Raw genomic sequence first — 16331 nt, forward strand, 5'->3', positions numbered from 1 at the left:
GAGCCTATTAAACACAAAAGTCACCCATGTGAGTTCTTGCCAGAAGCTGAAGTTAATCCTTCAACCTGGAAAACCCGCAGAGGTGACTTTTTCTATACATCTCGATTTTTCTGGCAATAATCATTAACCGATAAATATGTCTGTGAATCACCCAGCGACTCCGCTATGTCCATAATCCGCGGTGGTAGTAATCCCACTCGCTGGACAAGTTCGTGATCGCTGAACAATTCCCGTGGACTGCCGGCGAAGCCAAACTTCCCGTGTTCCATAACATACACCGACTCAAACTCGGCGGCGACCCAATCCATGTCATGGGTGATGGTCACAACTTGGTGGCCCGAATCAGCCAACTGATGGAAAATTTCGGTCAACTTGCGTCGGCTTTCCCAATCAAGCGACATCATCGGCTCATCAAATAAATAAATCGCCGGATCCACTGCCAAAACTGTGGCAACGCTCAACAGCTTGCGTTCCGACAATGACAGGTCATATGGACTTTCAGCTATTTTATCATCCAAGCCAACTCTTTTTAGAGCCGCTAAAGCCCGCCTCGTAATCGTGTCGTGGTCATCCATGACCTGCGCGACACTCCACTCCACCTCTCGTTGAACGGTCGGGTTGAAAAGCTGATCGTCAGGATTCTGAAAAGTAATCCCAACCTTCAGTAACTTTTCGACTGGTTTAAGATCATTAAAATTTTCTCCATCGATCTTAATCACACCGGTTTGTGGTGTCAGCAAGCCCGTCAACAATTTGAAGAGCGTTGATTTGCCGGCACCATTTTGGCCGACAATCGCCACCATCGGATCGGCGAAGTGTTTGTCTTCAACATCCAAGCTAAAGGACCGTTCCGGATAAGTGAACGTCAGGTTGTTCAGTTCAATTGTGGACATAACGAACCTCCTTCAGATCAGCGTAATTCACCGGATACCGGCCATCAGCCAAGTGCCAATCCATTTTTTGAGCAAGTTGCTGGATTGTCGGGGCTGGAATCTGCCAGTCAGCTGCCAAATGATTAAACACCTCACCCGGCCTGCCCTGGGCTACCATTTGACCCTCGTGCAGCACCCACACAACGTCGGCGACTTCGCACAAATCGTCAATTTCACTGGTGACAATGAAGACAGTCGTCTCTTTGACTTGGGCCAGCCATTGGAAAAATTGTCGGCGGCCAAGGGGATCCATCTGACTGGTCGGATCATCCATAATCAAAACAGCCGGGTTAGCCGCAATCGCCGTGGCAATTGCCAACCGCTGGCTCTGACCACCGGAAAGGCTCTCGGGACGCAAATTCAGCTGTTCAATCAGCCCCATTTGCGTGGCAACTTCTTCAACCCGTTTTTGAATCAGTCCTTCAGCCATTCCCTGATTAATCAAGTCAAAGGCGATTTCATCGGCAACCGTGTCTGCCAACCCGCTTAGTTGGCCAGCTGGATTTTGCAGTACAACTCCATTCATGGCATTATAAACGGGCCAATTGTCGGACACTCGCTGGCCAAACATGTGCCAGTCGCCCTCAATCTCAGCAGACACAATTTTGGGAATGACCCCTGCTAGCACATGGCACAAAGTCGATTTGCCGGAGTGGCTATTCCCGATAATCCCAACCACCTGGCCGGTATGAACCTCCGCGTTAATCTGACGCAGTTGTGGTTGCTCAGTACCCGGATAACGGGTAGTCAAATTTTCAATTACAATCCGTTTATCTTCGTCCATATCTTCCACCCAATCAATAAAATTGCCAATCCAGTCAGACCAATGTGCAGCGTCCGCGACAGGCGATACACGCGCTGGGAGGTTCTGACAGTCCGGTTGAGATTATCAAAACCTCTCAGTTGGAGAGAAATCGACCGCGTCATCGATTGATCCAAGGTCTTAATCACCAATGGAATTAGAACCGGCAGGACTGACTTTAATTTCTGAATCAACGTTTTTTGCGGATTGGTTCCGCGAACTTTTTGAGCCTGCTGGATTTTCCGCATATTTCGCATCATTTCCGGTAAAATATAACACACCGACATCAGAACGTAGACGGTTTTATAAGACAATCCGGACATTTCCAAATAGGCCGCGTTTTCTGAAATACTCGTGGTCACCATAAAAAAGCCACTGGTCAAAATAATCACCAATACTCGACAACCCAGAGTGGTGGCGTAAATCAGGCCTTCTTTGTAGAACGACACCCCAAGCACAGAAAACAGCACAGTTTGATTCCGACTGTAAAATAACCCTTGGATGATCAGCATGGTGCAAATCAGAAACAGGCTGAATCCTAGCGCCTTAAAGATGGTAGAACTCAATTTGGAAAATAACAATAGCAGTGTTGCGACAAGAATTAATCCGGCCTGAAGCAATAAATTCATACTGGTAAAGCTCAACAACGTCATGTCCAAGATGAACAAGAGCTTAGTAATCGGATCGATCACCTGGTACCACTTGAGCTTGACCCGTGGCGCTCCAGAAATCAATGTTTGATCAGTCATCATTTATCACCGCTAAAGAAGTGCACCATCCGCTTCGGCAGCTGACGATAGATGAAGAATGCGAGGTAGGCCACGCAGACTTTATCCAAAATATCCAAGACAAACTCATCGGTAAATGAGGCCAGCCACACTGGTGCATGATTGGCGACCATTACCGCAAACAATGAGTCACCCCAAGCGATACCGGTCTGACCACCCCAAAAGATGACGTTGAGTGGCGTTGAAATGACAGCTGAAACGAAGGCAATAATAATAGCAGAAACAAATACTCGTCGCGCTGACGAGAACCACCCATTGGCGTGCAAAACTCCGACAGCAATCCCAATTCCGATGCTGGTAATCGCATACACGGTTGAAATTGGCGATAAGGTAAGCCCATAGATCACGTTGTTGATGAAACCACTGATGGCACCGGCAACCGGCCCAGCCAACATGCTGGCAAGAAAGGTTCCCAAAGACCCCAGCCAAACGGGTAACTTTAACCCCTCCGCCAAGGCTTTGGCAACATAGTTAATCCCCACGGCAGCGGGAATCAAAGTCATGGTGGCAGCACTTAACTTAAATTTCCACATACTGGTACGATGAATCGGTTCTGTTTTCATAATCTTCTCCTTTTGTTTTTAAAGAGCCGTGTCAGGAATGACTTTCGGACGCAACGCTCTATAGAATAGTTATTAGAACCATATAGTCACTTTACCATACCATCCGTAGTCGACATGAGTTAATATAGTAAAATTACTATTTTTAAAAGTTCATAGTCTTATAATACGCTTATTTTCAAAATTGTCAAGTCTTTTCTGAAAATTCTTTAAAAAATGTTGTGAAATTTAAAATGCCTAGCTGAGCTAGACATCTTTCGACTGGGATTTTGTTTTCATTACTGTCACTAATACTTCTACGTTTTCGTAATCGACAGAAATTTAGTCCATGACATAAATTTCTCCACGACTATAGAGGGCAGCCTTTCCTGCAAGATAAATCCGATTGCCCTCCAAACGACAAATGAGAAGTCCACTTCTCTCAGAAGCTTGGTAGGCCCTAAAATCTTCTTGTGCCAACTTATTAGCCCACAAAGGAATGACATGACAGTGTCCTGAGCCACAGACTGGATCTTCCTTGACTGATAATTTTGGAGCGAAACTTCGTGTGACAGTATCATACTTGCTTCCTTTGGCAGTGATATTCAGGAGGAGCCCCTCTAAATCTTTTACTTTATCAATATCTGGATTTGCATTAATGACATCATTTTCATGAGGTAAGACACAAACTAGATCTCTTCCAAGCCATGCTTCAAGCGGACGGACGCCGATTGCTTCTTCCATCTCACTTGTGACCGCAACCTGTTGCATGGAATATGCTGGAAAATTCAGCTCAAAGTACTCACCTTTTTTGGTAACTAAAAGTTCCCCACTCTGTGTTGCAAAAGTTAAACTTTCAACATCCTTTTCAATAAATCGAAAGAGAACAAAGGCTGTTGCCAAGGTAGCATGACCACACAAATCGATTTCCCCACCGGGAGTAAACCAACGTAATTCATAGTGGTCACCATTTTTAACCGTAAAAGCTGTCTCTGAAAGATTATTTTCTTTAGCAATATTCTGTAAAGTATCATCTGACAACCATTTATCTAGAAGACAAACAGCCGCCGGGTTCCCTTTGAAAACAGAATCTGTAAAAGCATCGACGATAAATTGTTGGATGGTATATTGACTCATTGACATAGACAGCTCCTTAAATTGTTAACCTTGTTTTAAAACTACAAGTGAGTGTAGAAAATTTAGTAAATAATCAAATTAAATTATTTCTTGTCCATCTACACCTTACCCCTTAAACCACTCCATCCCTGGAGAATCCAGTATAATTTTGGTCAATTGTTGTGGGCTTTCTTGAGTCCCATTGATAATCCAGTCGACAATAAGTCCTGTCAAACCAGAAACATACATGGTAATAGCATAGCGCTCTGGCATTTGATAAGCTGCCACAATGACTGGTCGAGAACGTGGTGTTGACTCAATCATCCCCAAAATAAAAGAACGAATGTTGTCTGCAAAACGAAAGCTTGGATTTTTTGCAATTTCAGAAAAAAAAGCACTGTTCTCTTGGAAATAAGACAAGATGGCTTCTAAGGCTTCTTTGGGATAAGAGGTTTCTTTCCTTAAAATCATACGAACCGTCGTTATGGTTTCTTCTTTTAATTGCTCTAAAAAATCCTGTTTATCTAGGTAGTGCAGATAAAATGTCGAGCGGTTAACACCCGCTTTTTTGGTTAACTGACTAATCGTAATATCCTCTAAGTTTCTTGTCGCTAAAAGCTGAATGAAGGCTTCTTTAATATCTGACTTAGTTGTCGTTTGTCTCTGCTGCATACAAACCCCTTGTTTCTACATATTGTTGATTAAAGTATATCTTGATTTTTGTAATTGTCAACCATCATCAAGGATTTTCATTTATTAATATCACTTTCGTATCCTTATTTCAACACATTGTTGTTTTTTGTTGTAGCAATCGTATTAAAAAAATCATAAAATAACGTTCGTAATCATTCAACAGGTTGTTGTTTTAGCAGCCGATAACTTTTAAAGGAGACAAATACACATGGCGTATATTGAAATGAAACATAGTTACAAACGGTATAAAACAGGTGATGTGGAAATCATCGCAAACAATGATATCACATTCGAGATCGAAAAAGGGGAGTTAGTGATTATACTCGGTTCTTCTGGGGCAGGAAAATCAACTGTTCTCAATATTCTTGGTGGTATGGATACCAATGATGAAGGAAAGGTCATCATCGATGGGAAAGACATCTCCAATTTTAATGCGAAACAATTAACAGCTTATCGCAGAGACGATGTCGGATTCGTCTTTCAATTCTATAACTTGGTCTCAAACTTAACGGCCAAAGAAAATGTAGAGTTGGCTTCTGAAATTGTCGCGGATGCTAAAGATGCGGAACAAACTTTGATTGATGTTGGTCTAGGAAAACGCATCAACAACTTCCCTGCACAATTGTCTGGTGGTGAACAACAACGAGTAGCTATTGCTCGCGCCGTCGCAAAAAATCCTAAAATTCTCCTATGTGACGAACCTACAGGAGCCCTGGATTACAATACTGGAAAACAGGTCTTGAAGATTCTCCAAGATAAGGCTCGCAATGAAGGAGCTACTGTTATCATTGTCACCCACAACGGGGCGCTTGCCCCGATTGCTGATCGTGTGATTCATATGCATGATGCGCGTGTTCAAAGTATTGAACTCAATGCAACTCCACAAGATATTGATAGCCTCGAATACTAGAAAGGATATCTCATGAATCGTAAAACTTATTGGAAAGATGTCAGAAAGTCTTTCTCTAGTTCTAAAGGACGGGTGGTTTCTATTGCTTCACTCATGGCCTTGGGTTCTTTCGCTCTTGTGGGTCTAAAGGTGACCACCCCCGATATGCAACACACGGCAACAAGCTATTTCACTAAACACCAAACAGCTGACCTCACAGTTACTGGTAGCTATGGACTTAACCAGTCGGATCAAGACCTCTTAAATCAAGTCTCATCAGAGGCAAACATTGAGTACGGTTACTTTAAAGATGTCGTTCTGAAAGATTCCACTGATGCCTTTCGATTATTTTCAAAACCAAAAGATATCTCAACTTATGAGGTTGTAAAAGGAAAACTTCCAAGTAAGCAAGGTGAAATTGCTCTTTCTTCAGTCTATCAAGACAAATATAAGATTGGTGACAAGATCTCGTTTTCTGAAAAAGAAGGTGACAATGGTAAGGATGTCTTAAAAGAACACACCTTTACCATCACTGGCTTTGTTCAGTCATCTGAAATCTTATCAAGTGTTGATCTCGGTTCATCTACAGCTGGTAGTGGGGAACTCAAAGGTTATGCGGTTGTCCCTGAATCTAGTTTTGATTCCGACGTCTACATGATTGCACGCTTAGCTTACAAAGACGTCAGTACTGCTAACCCCTATACCCAGGATTACACTGACAAGGTTTCCAAACACGAGGATGAGCTCGAAAAATTAGTAAAAAATCAACCTGCTAACCGTTTGAAAGAATTAAAAGCTGATCCACAGGCTGAGATTGACCAACAAACAAGTCAACTTCAAACGGCAGAGACTGAACTTAACAAGAAACTAGAACAAGCAAAAGCGAGCGGTCAGGATAAGAATCCTCTTGTCCAGGGACAATTGACACAAGCACAAGATGAAATCGCTGAAAAGAAGGAGCAAATAAAGGAAGCTCAAGAAAAACTCGATAGCATTGCTGAACCAAGCTACGATGTCTACACACGTCGTGAAGCTCCTTGGTCAGAAGGGTACGTTTCATATGAGACCAACGCTTCTGTTTTTCAGAACCTCAGTAATATCTTCCCTGTTATCCTCTATTTTATTGCTGCCTTGGTTACCTTTGTAACAATGGGACGCTTCGTCGAAGAAGAACGGATTAAGGCAGGGACATTAAAAGCTCTCGGTTACCAAAGCAAGGACATCATCCGTAAATTTATTATTTATGGATTTGTGACGAGTATGATTGGTACTGCTATTGGGGTTGCTGCAGGTCACATTCTCCTTCCAACTATCATATACAATAGTTATAAAGAGCGAATCCTCCTCGCACCGATTGAGTTACACTTCTATCCGTTTAAGACTCTTCTAGCAATTGTGCTTGGTCTTTTGTCCACAGTTCTTCCTGCCTTTATGGTAGCCAAGCGCGAATTAGGTGAAAAACCAGCCCAACTTCTTCTTCCAAAACCTCCAACATCTGGTTCTAAAATTCTTCTGGAGCGCATCACCCCACTTTGGAACCGGATGAACTTTACACAAAAAGTCACTGCCCGTAATATTTTCCGCTACAAGCAACGGATGTTCATGACTATTTTTGGTGTCTGCGGTTCCATCGCACTTCTCTTTGCTGGACTCGGTATTCGTTCTTCTATCGGAGACCTTAACACACGCCAATTCCCTAACATCATTCGCTATGATATGATTGTCGCAAACAAGGATCATCTAGATGAGCAGGAAAAGGAAAACATCCAAAAATTAATTAACGATAGCAAGGTCAAGGAACATCTTTCTATTCATTACGAAATGCTTTCAAAAGAGGCAGGAACTAATAACGATCGTCAAGATATCACAACCCTTGTGGTCAAAGACAAGGATCAAGAAACTCTACAACATTACATCAAGCTCAATAATCGTGAAACTGGTCAAAAACTCGAATTGACCGACAAAGGGATTATTATTTCTGAGAAATTGGCAGACTTAGCTGGCGTTTCTGTAGGAGATGAGTTAACCGTTCAAAATAGTCAAGACAAGGATATCAAACTCAAAGTTGCTGGTATTTCTGAAATGTATATGGGCCACTTCATCTTTATGAATGAAACTACTTACAGAAATGCTTTTGGTAAAGAGGCGAGCCAAAACGCTACTATTCTAACACTGAAGAATCACTCAGACAAAAACGTTGAGCAAACAGCTAGTCAATTTATGGAGCTTGATGGTGTCAAAGGTGTTGTTCAAAATACTACTCTAAAGGCACAAATCAAGACCATCGTCAACTCCCTTAGCCGTGTTATGGCAGTATTGATTGGGATTTCTGTTCTTCTTGCTTTAGTTGTTCTCTTTAATTTGACAAATATCAATGTGGCAGAACGTATCCGTGAGTTATCAACCATTAAGGTTCTAGGCTTCTTTGACAAAGAAGTGACATTCTACATCTATCGAGAAACCATTTATCTCTCTATCATTGGTATCTTGGTCGGATTCGGACTTGGTTTGGGATTGCATCAATACATGGTAGAGGTTATCCCTCCTGAAAATATCATGTTCAATCCAGGTCTGAGCTGGCTCATCTATGATATTCCAACACTTGTAGTTATTGTCATTCTGACAGGTCTCGGTATTTTTGTGAACCAACACCTTAAGAAAGTCAATATGCTCGAAGCCCTAAAATCTGTTGAGTAACATACGATTTAAGCTAATAAAGTAGAGCTAAAGTACAAGGATAACTTCCCTGTTCTAGACAAACGTCATTGTGGGCGTTTGTCTTTTTTATTTTTTAAATGATTTACTTTATCATCTGGTATTTCCATCCAAAAATCTGATTTGGAGCAAAATAAAAAGGGATATTCGCTATTCATTTCACCAATTTTTTGATAGTGAACAAGGAGACACATTCTTTTGGATGACTCTTATACTCCAGTCATCTATGTCATGTAAATACAATAGTCCAGACAAGGGCATGATGGAATCCTTCTTTAGTATTTAAAAATCGGAAATGTTTTATGGTTATGAGAAGACGTTTAAGTCAATTGAGCATTTGGAACAAGCTATTGTAGACTATATTAATTATGACAACAACAAACGCATTAAGATAAAACTAAAAGGACTTAGTCCTGTGCAATACAGAACTAAATCCTTTGCTTAAATAAATTGTCTAACTTTAGGTTAGTACAAAATCAGTTTCTTTTGTGGAGTCAAAGGACTACTGTCCTAGGCTCTTTTTATCGTAACCAACTTTCGTCTAACTGGCCTTTACTTTTGCCAAAAGCTTTCCCATGTTCATCAATGACAGCATGAATCTCTTGGCATTGTTTAAGAGTGAGGCCTTCCAAAACGTTACCATAAACAGCGTGCATGTCATTATAGGTATCAAAGTTTCCAAATCCTAAGCGTCGAAAAAGTCTTCTCGCATATTCATCAGAAATAAAAACTGGACGATCAAAAAGATAAAGTAAAAGTGCATCTGCAGTCTCTGGTCCAATCCCTTTTAACTCCAAAAGTTGCTTCCGTAAATCTTCTGTTCCAATCTTAGACAGAACCTCAAAACCACCAACTTCTCTTAACCAGATCAAAAGTCCCCTAATCGTTTGAGATTTTTGCTTAAAAAATCCAGCAGGTCGAATACGTTCCTGTAACTCTTCTAGCGGTAAAGCCAGGATAGCCTCAACTGTCATGACATCCATTAGACCAGCTAAAGCCAACTTAGCATTCTTCTCTGTTGTTCGCTGAATCAGAATAGTCGATACCAAGTCTTCAATCTTGTTATCCGATTGCCACCAATTTTGTTCTCCATAGTGCTTACAGAGTCGCAGAAGAGTTTCTTGTGTTTTTTCTTGCTTGATCATTTCTTCAATAATCCCTGTTTTACCAAAAATTCACGTGCGACTTTAGCAGCAGGTTTTCCTTCTACTCCCACTTGGTAGTTCATTTGGCTCATTTGGCTCATTTGGCTCTCTGTGATTTTACCAGATAACTTATTAAGAATACCTTCCAATTCTGGATGTTTCTTAAGAAGAGCTTCTTTCATGAGGGGTGCTCCTTGGTAAGGTGGGAAGAGGTGTTGGTCATCCTCTAGAACAACTAAATCATATTGAGCAATTTCTGGGTCTGTTGAATAGGCATCTGTTATTTGGATGTTGCCTTGTTGGATTGCCTCATAGCGAAGTGCCGGCTCCATGGTAGCTACATTAAGATTTAGTCCATAAACTGATTGAAGTCCTTTGTTTCCGTCCTCACGGTCGTTAAATTCCAACGTGAAACCAGCTTTGAGCTTGTCCTGAACTTTCTTGAGATCAGAAATCGTCTTCAGATGATACTCTTTCGCAATACTTTTCGGAACAGCAATTGCATAGGTGTTTTGATAAGCCATGGGTTTGAGCAAAGCTAGACTATCTTGTTTCTTTATACCATCACGCGCAACCTCGAAAACTTCTTTGGAGTCGTTGCTGACTTTAGGAGCTGGCTGCAAGAGAGAGCTTGTAATGGTCCCTGTAAATTCTGGATAGATATCAATATCACCCTTTTTAAGCGCTTGATAAAGGAAATCTGTCTTCCCAAAGTTAGGCTTAACCGTCACCGTCATGTCACTATTTTCCTCAATGAGAAGCTTGTACATATTCATGAGAATCTCTGGCTCAGGTCCCAATTTACCAGCTATGACTAGATTTTCTTTCTCTTTCTGAGGCATCATGCTTGGTGCGTAACTTGCTCCCAAACCAAGCACCATGATAGCGAAAGCTGCAAAAATCGTGCGTAACTTGGCCTTTTCCATCCATTTTAGAACAATATTGAATAAAATAGCAAGAACCGCTGAAGAAATGGCCCCAATCAGAATCAAGCTATAATTTCTTCGATCAATACCTAGAAGGATAAAGGAACCAAGTCCTCCAGCCCCAATCAAGGCTGCCAAGGTCGCTGTCCCTATAATCATTACAGCAGAAGTCCTTACCCCTGACATCACCACAGGCATAGCCAGTGGAATCTCGAACTTCTTGAGGCGCTCCCACTTGGTCATCCCAAAGGCAATACCAGCTTCTTCCAAACTAGGGTCAATCCCACGCAATCCTGTAATAGTATTTTGCAAAATTGGGAATATCGCATAAATGACTAGAGCTGTTAAAGCAGGAAGCGTTCCAATTCCCATAATAGGGATAAAGAGTCCCAGAAGGGCCATGGAAGGGATGGTTTGAAAGACACCAGCGAGTTGCAAGACCCAGTTACTCGCACGTTCGCGCGTGCTAAGATAAATGGCCAAAGGAATTGAGAGGAAAATGGCAATAATTAAGGTCAAAAGAGACAATTGTAAGTGCTGTCCGAGGGCCGTTAACCAGTCCCCAAAACGTTCTTGAAAAGTTGAAATCAAATTAGACATGAAGGCTACCTCCAAACAAGTTTGCTACAAAGTCTGTCGCAGGAGCTTCTAAAATTGTTTCAGGTTCTGCCACCTGACGAATTTCCCCATCCTGCAAAACTGCAATTCGATCCCCTAATTTTAAGGCCTCGTCCGTATCATGTGTTACGAAGATGGTCGTCATGCCGAATTCTTTATGTAAGGCCTTGGTCAATTCTTGCAACTGCTTGCGAGAGATGGCATCCAAAGCTGAAAAAGGTTCGTCCATCAATAGAATTTTGGGTTCCCCAATGATAGCTCGCACAATGCCAATCCGCTGTTGCTCCCCACCAGATAATTCACTAGGCATGCGCTTTGCATACTCTGCAGCAGGCAGGCCAACCTTATCCAAGAGTTCTTCTGTTTTAGAAGCGATTTGTTCTTTAGTCCAGCCCTTCATCTCAGGAATGAGAGCAATATTTTCCGCAACTGTCAAGTTTGGAAATAGGGCAATAGCTTGAAGGACATAGCCGGTACTGAGACGTAACTCCCGTTCATCATAGTCCTTAATGCGTTTTCCATCCATATAGATATTGCCATCTGTCGGCTCCAAAAGACGGTTAATCATCTTAATCATGGTGGTCTTACCAGATCCTGAAGGACCCACTAGCACCATGAATTCTCCATTTTCAATACGGAGATTGACATCTTTCAAAATGTCCTTTTCCGTGTAGCGCAAGGCTACATGTTTGTATTCAATCATTTAATCTTCCTCAATAAGTTTTCTGTCTCTAAGAATATCCAATAAGCTACTTGCTGGACGTCCTAAGACTTTTTCGACATCTGTTGAAACTCCAGCTTGTTCCCCAACTTTGATAGCTGTATAGGTACTGACCCAAGCATCGTACTCCCAGTTTTGTGCTGGCTATTTTTTCCGTGACTCATAGGCCTCTTCTACCGATTCGTCTACATACGTGATGGCATTACCGGTCTCTTTTGAGAGAAGCTCTACGATTTCTTCCATAGAAAGATCCTCTGGTCCTGTTAGATTCAAGGTTTGATTTTCCCATTCCTTAGGGTTTAAGAGAATCTCTGCTGCGACCCTAGAAGTGTCCTTACGAGCAACAGCTGACACACGGCCCCTGCCAGCCGGACCACGAATTTCTCCATTTTCAAGAGCAATATCAATAAAGAAGTCCAAGTAAAAATTATCTCTCAAAAATGTATAGGTGAATCCTAACTTCTTGATATAGGCTTCCGTCTGGGCATGATCTCGAGACAAGGTAAAGGTTGCTTTTTCATCTGCTCCGTAAAAGGAGGTATAAACGATATGTTGCACTCCAGCAAGCTTTGCGGCATCTAAAAAACTCTTGTGTTCCTCAACACGCTCTGGATTTTCCCGAGCAGAGACCATCAATAAGACATCGATTCCCTTTAAGGCCTCAACCACCTCTGGAGTATTGGCATACACCATCTTACGAATTTCCGCTGACGCGTAGACTTTTGCACTCTCTGGGCTTCTTGCCAGATGGATAGAAGAAATTCCTTGCTGATCGACAAGATTAGCCACATAAGAGCCTAATTTCCCTGTTACACCTGTTATTCCAATCATAACTGTTACTTCCTTTCCCTACATATCATTTTCTTTAGCTTTTAGATTTGTGATAATACGCTCTTGATAGGCTTCAAATTCTCGGATTTCATGATCTGAAAAGCCTTGGTAGAAAATCTCTCCAAGTTCTTCGCTGACACGGTCTCCAATTTCTTTTTGCGCCCAACCAAGTTCGGTCAAAACGACAAACTTCTTGCGCTTGTCCTGGTCACTCTGTTCAATCGTAACCAAGCCCTGGTCAACTAATTTCTTAATCATACTAGTCAGAGTATTGTTTGCTAGTCCTGAAGCAAGGGCAATATCCGTAGCAGTTGCCCGACCATCTTCATTTTGCCAAAGCACTGTTAAAATTTTCCCTTGTTCACTTCTGTATTGAGCATCTGGTTCCTTGCTCAAGAGTTTTTGAAAAATACGCCCATTCAACAAACGAATCTGTAGAGCTTGGTAGCCCCCTAACATTTTGTCCATTTTGTCTCCTTTTTGTTCGATATCAAAATATTAAAGTTATTGTATCACTGTCTGTTACATCCGTCAACAATTTCGATATGGAAATAACTTCAAAAAACAAAAAAACTTCCCTAATCATCTAGGAAAGTCCTTTCTATGATTTTTGATGTCTTAAAAAATTTTATTCAGCCTTAGTAATATCTTCACGCATCTCATCGACATTGAATTTAGCAAAAAGATACTGACGGTCTTGAACTGGGAAACGTTGGTCGAGTTGGTCAACTGGTCCAACTTCAATAATACCATTTTCAATAACAAAGTCCATAACGTGACCACCAAATGTCAAGTCGTCTGAAATAAAATGGAGGTGATACCCAGCAACACTCACACCGTGGAACATTTCTGGCGTCCAAATACCAACGATAGTACCTGAAATATTATCTACCTCGTACTCAGGTTGGCGTGTGGCAACATCCGCAAACTTAATATCGGCATTTGATTTTGGAATCATGCGCACGTGCATATGCTTAAAATGACCTTTAATTTTGATAGAACGGAAAAGATTGACCCCATCATAATAAGATTCAATACGATCCTCAAGTTCTTTATCAGTCATTTCATAACGTTGACGGAAAATAACTTCAGCTTGGTGAGGTACGACTGCTGCATAAGGTACTTTTTCATCAGGAGAAACTTCTACCACTTCGACCTTACCCTCAGACCCTTTGGCTTGATAGGCTTTACCGTCAAGAACAATCAACTCACCATCGATAGAATCTAATGTTCCCAGACCCAAGTCTCCATGCTCCAACAATTCTCCAACTGTTAAAGTACCTCCATAAAGCCCAGCCATCAAGGCTCCCAAAGTATTATATTGAAATAATTTTATGGCTTCAGACATGTCTACACCCTCTTTTTAGTAAAATTCATCTGGCAAAATCGTTTCGCCGAGTTTAATATTGTCTTTATAGTCGATTGGAACATCAATAAGGACTGGTCCATCTACAGCTTGAGCCAAGGCTTCTTGAAGCAAGCTAGCAAACTCTTCTTTACTTGTTGCACGATAACCTTTCGCTCCAAAGCTCTCAGCATATTTTACAAAATCTACAGGACCAAAGTCAACCCCAGATGAACGACCGTACTTCATTTCTTCTTGGAATTCCACCATATTGTAATGGCCATCGTTCCAGATAATATGAACAATTGGCAATTTCAAACGAACTGCCGTTTCCAATTCTTGTGCTGAGAAAAGGAAACCACCGTCACCAGAAACAGAAATGACTTTTGTCTTAGGACGAACCAAAGCTGCAGAGATGGCCCACGGAAGAGCAACACCTAAAGTTTGCATCCCATTTGAGAAAAGCAAATGACGTGGTTCATAAGATTTGAAATAGCGAGCCATCCAAATGTAGTGACTACCAACGTCAACGGTGACTGACATATCATCTTTGGTTTGGTCTTGCAAAACTTCAATCAAATCTAGCGGATGTACCTTTCCTTCTTCAGGTCGGCGATCAAACTTAACATCCTCAACAACGTTATTCTTCAACCCTTTAAGGTATTCAACTGATCCTTCAGGTAATTTATAACCTTGAATAGCTGGCAAGAGCAAATCTAAAGTTGCTTCAACATTACCAATCAACTCACGTTCTGGCTGGAAGTAAGTATCCACCTCAGCAGGTTCAACGTCAATTACAATGATACGGGCTGAAATTTCAGCATTCCAGTTACGTGCTTCATACTCGATTGGGTCATACCCAATGGCAATAATCAAGTCAGACTTCTTAAGCAACATGTCTCCCGGTTGGTTACGGAAAAGACCCACACGACCAAAGAAAGTATCTTCTTCAAGGTCACGTGACACGATACCAGCACCTTGGAAAGTTTCAACAACTGGCAATTTAACATGCTTCAAAATTTGACGAATAGAGTAAGTGACGGCTTCTGATGAGGCACCATTCCCCAAAAGAAAGACTGGCAACACTGCATTTTTTATGGCTTGTGCGAGATAGTTAATATCAGAAACAGATGCTGAACCAAGTTTTGGATCTGTCATAGGCTTGATAGCCTTAACACTGACCGGAGCATCGGTCACGTCTTGAGGAATTGAAATAAAGCTTGCACCTGGTTTCCCTGACTTAGCATGACGATAGGCATTTGCTACCGTTTCAGAAAGGGTATTAGCATCATGTACTTCAGCAGCATACTTGGTAATTGGCTCAAGCATGGCAACATTATTCATTGATTGGTGAGCACGTTTCAAGAGATCTGCACGCTTAACCTGACCACCAATGGCAAGAACAGGATCTCCTTCATCCGTCGCTGTTACCAAACCAGTAGCCAAATTAGAGACACCTGGACCAGATGTTACCAATACTACACCAGGTTTCCCTGTAATACGTCCAACACCTTGAGCCATAAAAGTAGCATTTTGCTCATGACGGGCAACTATCAATTCAGGTCCTTTATCTTCCAAGGTATCAAAGACTCTATCGATTTTTGCACCTGGAATCCCAAAGACATAATCAACATCATGGTTGATCAAACTATCAACCACTAAATCCGCACCATACAATTGCTTTTCTTCTGACATGAACACAGTCCTTCTGGCCCTAAAATGTTAGAGCCAACTTTCCTTTCAAGTATAAGTCACAAAGTGCCAAAGTCTGCTCGTTTTTTCACAAACTTTCGTCACTTCACAATTCTGTTATCATTATAGCACAGTTTTCAGACAATCTTGTGAAAAAAGGATTGTGAATTTTTGAACTTCTAACACAAAAAGAAACACCTGATTGCTATCAGATGTTCATGTATTTTTTACCTTAGCAAACTCTCGATTAAGATAATTTTGCAAGCCTTCAAAAATCTCTAGTAACTGGAGATAATTAGACAAACTTGAGCGACCAGGGATGTCAACGACATCTAAAGAAATACGTTCCAAGTCCTTTTCGTAAAGAATACGGAAGGATAGCACTGCTTGATCAGAAAAATAATTCTCCCCTGCCATAATGTAGCACTCATAGATGATGCCAACAGGATTCGCAACCTTCAACTCAATACGAATTGCCCCTAGGCCCAAGGCCTCCACTTGCTGAAAACGCTCCAGAATAGCCTGTCGCTGACTAGGAATAAAACTTGTGATATCCATAATGGCCCTCCCAACATTCCT

Annotated in this window: 15 protein-coding genes and 2 pseudogenes; 3 read left to right on the forward strand and 14 right to left on the reverse strand. The window is 41.6% G+C overall.

All coding sequences use genetic code 11. The annotated features are described in order from the left end of the window. Positions 1-92 precede the first annotated feature (92 nt). The 6 genes from HMPREF1519_RS04735 to HMPREF1519_RS04760 all read right to left on the reverse strand — a co-directional run bounded on the left by HMPREF1519_RS04735 (position 93) and on the right by HMPREF1519_RS04760 (position 4849). Positions 93-893: an energy-coupling factor ABC transporter ATP-binding protein gene (locus tag HMPREF1519_RS04735; RefSeq protein WP_014634540.1), complete on the reverse strand. Its 801-nt coding sequence runs from the start codon at positions 891-893 to the stop codon at positions 93-95. Further along, on the reverse strand, positions 880-1716 hold the full coding sequence (locus HMPREF1519_RS04740) for an ABC transporter ATP-binding protein (protein ID WP_037611342.1): 837 nt from the start codon (positions 1714-1716) through the stop codon (positions 880-882). Before HMPREF1519_RS04740 ends, HMPREF1519_RS04735 begins: the two co-directional genes overlap by 14 nt. Further along, positions 1692-2483, reverse strand: coding sequence for an energy-coupling factor transporter transmembrane component T (locus tag HMPREF1519_RS04745; protein ID WP_002885125.1), 792 nt, complete (start codon positions 2481-2483; stop codon positions 1692-1694). The genes HMPREF1519_RS04740 and HMPREF1519_RS04745 overlap by 25 nt, the downstream gene beginning before the upstream one ends. Further along, a complete protein-coding gene (locus tag HMPREF1519_RS04750) occupies positions 2483-3085 on the reverse strand; it encodes a membrane protein (RefSeq protein ID WP_002884905.1) in 603 nt (200 codons plus the stop codon). Before HMPREF1519_RS04750 ends, HMPREF1519_RS04745 begins: the two co-directional genes overlap by 1 nt. Positions 3086-3403: 318 nt before the next feature. Further along, positions 3404-4204: a PhzF family phenazine biosynthesis protein gene (locus HMPREF1519_RS04755; protein WP_022496222.1), complete on the reverse strand. Its 801-nt coding sequence runs from the start codon at positions 4202-4204 to the stop codon at positions 3404-3406. 99 nt (positions 4205-4303) lie between these two features. Beyond that, positions 4304-4849 carry a TetR/AcrR family transcriptional regulator gene (locus tag HMPREF1519_RS04760; RefSeq protein ID WP_022496223.1) on the reverse strand — a complete coding sequence of 182 codons (546 nt, stop codon included), beginning with the start codon at positions 4847-4849 and terminating at the stop codon, positions 4304-4306. 229 nt (positions 4850-5078) lie between these two features. On the opposite strand from HMPREF1519_RS04760, the gene HMPREF1519_RS04765 reads away from it, so the two are divergent. The 3 genes and pseudogenes from HMPREF1519_RS04765 to HMPREF1519_RS04775 all read left to right on the forward strand — a co-directional run. Further along, the gene (locus tag HMPREF1519_RS04765; RefSeq protein WP_022496224.1) at positions 5079-5780 is read left to right on the forward strand and encodes an ABC transporter ATP-binding protein; all 702 of its coding nucleotides are present in this window, start codon (positions 5079-5081) and stop codon (positions 5778-5780) included. 12 nt (positions 5781-5792) lie between these two features. Beyond that, positions 5793-8456, forward strand: coding sequence for an FtsX-like permease family protein (locus HMPREF1519_RS04770; RefSeq protein ID WP_022496225.1), 2664 nt, complete (start codon positions 5793-5795; stop codon positions 8454-8456). 235 nt (positions 8457-8691) lie between these two features. Then, positions 8692-8919, forward strand: a pseudogene (locus HMPREF1519_RS04775) (IS3 family transposase); the annotation flags it as partial. 76 nt (positions 8920-8995) lie between these two features. Here HMPREF1519_RS04775 and HMPREF1519_RS04780 read toward each other — a convergent pair. The 8 genes and pseudogenes from HMPREF1519_RS04780 to HMPREF1519_RS04815 form a co-directional block, all read right to left on the reverse strand. Beyond that, positions 8996-9619 (reverse strand): endonuclease III domain-containing protein, encoded by a 624-nt coding sequence (locus HMPREF1519_RS04780; RefSeq protein ID WP_022496226.1) that lies wholly within the window; start codon positions 9617-9619, stop codon positions 8996-8998. Beyond that, positions 9616-11145, reverse strand: coding sequence for an ABC transporter permease/substrate-binding protein (locus HMPREF1519_RS04785; RefSeq protein WP_037611345.1), 1530 nt, complete (start codon positions 11143-11145; stop codon positions 9616-9618). The genes HMPREF1519_RS04780 and HMPREF1519_RS04785 overlap by 4 nt, the downstream gene beginning before the upstream one ends. After that, the gene (locus HMPREF1519_RS04790) at positions 11138-11866 is read right to left on the reverse strand and encodes an ATP-binding cassette domain-containing protein (RefSeq protein WP_022496228.1); all 729 of its coding nucleotides are present in this window, start codon (positions 11864-11866) and stop codon (positions 11138-11140) included. Before HMPREF1519_RS04790 ends, HMPREF1519_RS04785 begins: the two co-directional genes overlap by 8 nt. Continuing rightward, positions 11867-12715 (reverse strand): annotated as a pseudogene (locus tag HMPREF1519_RS04795) (SDR family oxidoreductase). A gap of 18 nt (positions 12716-12733) precedes the next feature. Next, positions 12734-13183, reverse strand: a complete 450-nt coding sequence (locus HMPREF1519_RS04800; protein WP_037611346.1) for a MarR family winged helix-turn-helix transcriptional regulator — start codon at positions 13181-13183, stop codon at positions 12734-12736. A 160-nt stretch (positions 13184-13343) separates the two neighbouring features. Next, positions 13344-14063, reverse strand: a complete 720-nt coding sequence (gene budA / locus HMPREF1519_RS04805) for an acetolactate decarboxylase (protein WP_002883899.1) — start codon at positions 14061-14063, stop codon at positions 13344-13346. Positions 14064-14078: 15 nt separating this feature from the next. Further along, positions 14079-15755, reverse strand: coding sequence for an acetolactate synthase AlsS (gene alsS / locus HMPREF1519_RS04810; RefSeq protein ID WP_037611347.1), 1677 nt, complete (start codon positions 15753-15755; stop codon positions 14079-14081). Between the two features lie 213 nt (positions 15756-15968). Beyond that, entirely contained in the window at positions 15969-16310 is a 342-nt protein-coding gene (locus HMPREF1519_RS04815; protein WP_037611348.1) for a hypothetical protein, read from the reverse strand. Positions 16311-16331 lie beyond the last annotated feature (21 nt).

Source organism: Streptococcus sp. SR4 (assembly GCF_000517725.1).
Lineage (GTDB): Bacteria > Bacillota > Bacilli > Lactobacillales > Streptococcaceae > Streptococcus > Streptococcus salivarius_F.